Genomic DNA, 2,629 nt, shown 5'->3' on the forward strand with positions numbered 1-2,629 from the left:
GGGGCCGGCGTGGGCGCCGCGCCGGGCTTCAGCGCCGCGGGTCCACCGGAGCCGGGGCTCGACGGCGCGGAGTCGACTCCACCGTCGGACGGTGCGTGCGACGCACGGAGACGTCGGACCACCGGGGCCTCGAGGGTCGACGATGCGGATTTGACGAACTCTCCCTGATCGCGGAGTTTCGTCAGAAGTTCTTTACTGGTGATACCGAACTCTTTTGCCAGCTCGTGTACCCGGGGCTTGCCTGCCACTGCTCTCCTCACTGCGAGGTCTTCACGGCAGGGCTGGCCGCGCGACCTCGGTCTACATTCGATGGACGTTCATCGCTGGAACTTCACGGTGTGCTCATCGTGTCTGGTCCGTTCCTTCTCTTGTGCTCCCCCGGTCGGCCCATGCGGCCGACGGGTGGTCTCGTGCTCACGACGATAGCGTCTCGAGCACCTCCGAGATCGCATCCTGGGACACGTTCCCGGCGACCCGCAGGGACCTGGTGAAGGCCTTGCGGTCGAGTGCTGTCGCGATGCACCGCTCGTCACGGTGCACCCAGGCTCCCCGCCCGACCGCTCGCCGGTCGGGGTCCGGCGAGAGGGCTGACGCCCGCGGATCGTGAACGATCCGCAGTAACCGGGAATCGGAATCCCGGCGGCGACAGCCGACGCAGGTCCTCACCGGACCCGGCACCTCGGCCGGGCCCTTCTGCTGGTCGTGATGCACCCGCATGAGACCGCCTCGGTTTCTCGCCGTCCCTCCCACGCGAGTGGGTGGACGTGAAGTCACTGTGACATCTGGTGAGTCTACAGGTCGTTGACTATCGACACTAACGGCGCGCCCGACCGCGTGGACCGCGACCGTGCCGGACGTCACTCCGCGTCGCTGTGGATGTCGATCCGCCACTGCGTCAGCCGGTGGGCCAGGCGGGCGTTCTGCCCCTCCTTGCCGATCGCCAACGAGAGCTGGTAATCGGGGACCACGACGCGCGCAGCCCTCGTCTCGGCGTCCGCGACGGTCACGGAGATGACCTTCGCCGGAGAGAGCGCGTTACCCACGAACACCGTGGGGTCCTCGTCGAAGTCGACGATGTCGATCTTCTCTCCGTTGAGTTCCGCCATCACCGCCCGGACCCGGGCGCCGTTCGGCCCGATGCAGGCGCCCTTGGCGTTGAGGCCCGACACCGTCGTCTCCACGGCGATCTTGGTCCGATGTCCGGCCTCGCGGGCGATCGCCGAGATCCGGACGGATCCGTCACCGATCTCCGGTACCTCCAGGGCGAAGAGTCCACGGACGAGATCGGGGTGGGTTCGCGACAGGGAGACGGAGGCACCGTGCGGCCCCTTGTGCACCCCCACGACGTGGCACTTGATGCGGTCGCCGTGCTGGTAGGTCTCGCCCGGGACCTGCTCGGCCGGTGCGATGGTGCCCTCGGTACCGCCGTTCTCGGGCCCGATGTGCACGACGACGATCCCCCGCGCGTTCGCACGGGAATCCGACTGGATGACCCCGCTGACCACCTCGCCCTCACGGGCGACCAGGTCGCCGTAGATCCGCTCGGTCTCGGCCTCGCGCAGGCGTTGCAGGATGATCTGCCGGGCCGTCGCCGCGGCCACCCGGCCGAAATCGGACGGGGTGGCGTCGAACTCGCCGATCCGATTGCCCTCGTCGTCGACCTCGGCCGCCATGACCGCGACGGTCCCGGCCTTCCGGTCGAGTTGGATCCGCGCGACGCGGTGCGCGTCATCGGTGCGCTTGTACGCGGTGAGCAGTGCGTTCTCCAGCGTCCGCACCAGGTCGTCCAGCGGGATCTCCCGCTCCTGGGACAACATGTTCAGCGCCGCCATGTCGATGTTCAACTGTCTTCTCCTCCTCGCACGCCTCGTCCGGGGTCCGCGGGCTCCGACAGGAGGGCGAGTTCGTCCTCCGGAGCGGGCCGGAACTCGACCCGGATCACAGCGCGTGCCACGTCGTCCAACGGTACCGAGTCCACACGCATCCCACGACCCGACCTGCGGACCAGACGTACGGTCCCCGTCTCCTCGTCGAGGTCTCCGATCCGCCCGCGGGCGGGGCCGGTGACACCGTCGACGTAACTCACGTCGACCTGACGCCCGCGCGCCCGCCTCCAGTGCCTGGGTGCCTCGAGCGGGGCGCCCACGCCGCGGCTCGTCACCTCGAACGTCACGGCCCGGTCGGGCCCACCCCACTGTTCGGCGAGGTCGTCGAGGCCGGTGGACAGCGTCGCGAGATCGTCCAGTGTGACACCGGAGTCGCCGTCAACGACCACGGTCACGTGCCAGTCGGCGGCCCGTGAATCCTCCCGGATCTCCTCGAGTTCGAGTCCACGGTCGGCGACCGCTCTACGGATATGGGCCCTGTCGGGCTCGGGGACGATCACGTTGCTCCTGGCGTCGCTGCTGGTGGGTGCCGATCCGGATTGCGGACGGGCCGGATCACTGTACCGCCCCCGGTCCGGCGGCCGACGGGCCCTGGCAGGATGTCGGGGTGCCCGTTTCCTCCACCACCCCCGTGTCGCGCCGACGGTTCGTCGCGGTGACGGCGGTCGCCACCGGAGTGGCGGCCGCCGGGGGTTGCGCCCTGCCCCTGGTCGACGACGAGCCGGACCCCCTGGTGCCGTTGG

At 69.5% G+C, this 2,629-nt stretch carries 4 protein-coding genes; all 4 read right to left on the reverse strand.

Annotation, left to right across the window (positions count from 1 at the left end; genetic code table 11):
* Positions 1 to 248 (reverse strand): translation initiation factor IF-2 N-terminal domain-containing protein (locus G6020_RS07775; RefSeq protein ID WP_182610232.1); only part of this gene is annotated, 248 nt, incomplete at its 3' end.
* Positions 249 to 414: 166 nt separating this feature from the next.
* A complete protein-coding gene (locus tag G6020_RS07780) occupies positions 415 to 717 on the reverse strand; it encodes a YlxR family protein (protein WP_182610233.1) in 303 nt (100 codons plus the stop codon).
* Positions 718 to 857: 140 nt separating this feature from the next.
* A complete protein-coding gene (gene nusA / locus G6020_RS07785) occupies positions 858 to 1,844 on the reverse strand; it encodes a transcription termination factor NusA (protein WP_179525437.1) in 987 nt (328 codons plus the stop codon).
* On the reverse strand, positions 1,841 to 2,386 hold the full coding sequence (locus G6020_RS07790) for a ribosome maturation protein RimP (RefSeq protein WP_182610234.1): 546 nt from the start codon (positions 2,384 to 2,386) through the stop codon (positions 1,841 to 1,843). Before G6020_RS07790 ends, nusA begins: the two co-directional genes overlap by 4 nt.
* Positions 2,387 to 2,629: the final 243 nt, after the last annotated feature.

This window comes from Dietzia sp. B19 (assembly GCF_014145155.1).
Lineage (GTDB): Bacteria > Actinomycetota > Actinomycetes > Mycobacteriales > Mycobacteriaceae > Dietzia > Dietzia natronolimnaea.

Bases quoted from the DNA above. Each gene is read 5' to 3' on its own strand.
- G6020_RS07780 (WP_182610233.1), bottom strand. From the start codon at position 717: ATGCGGGTGCATCACGACCAGCAGAAGGGCCCGGCCGAGGTGCCGGGT.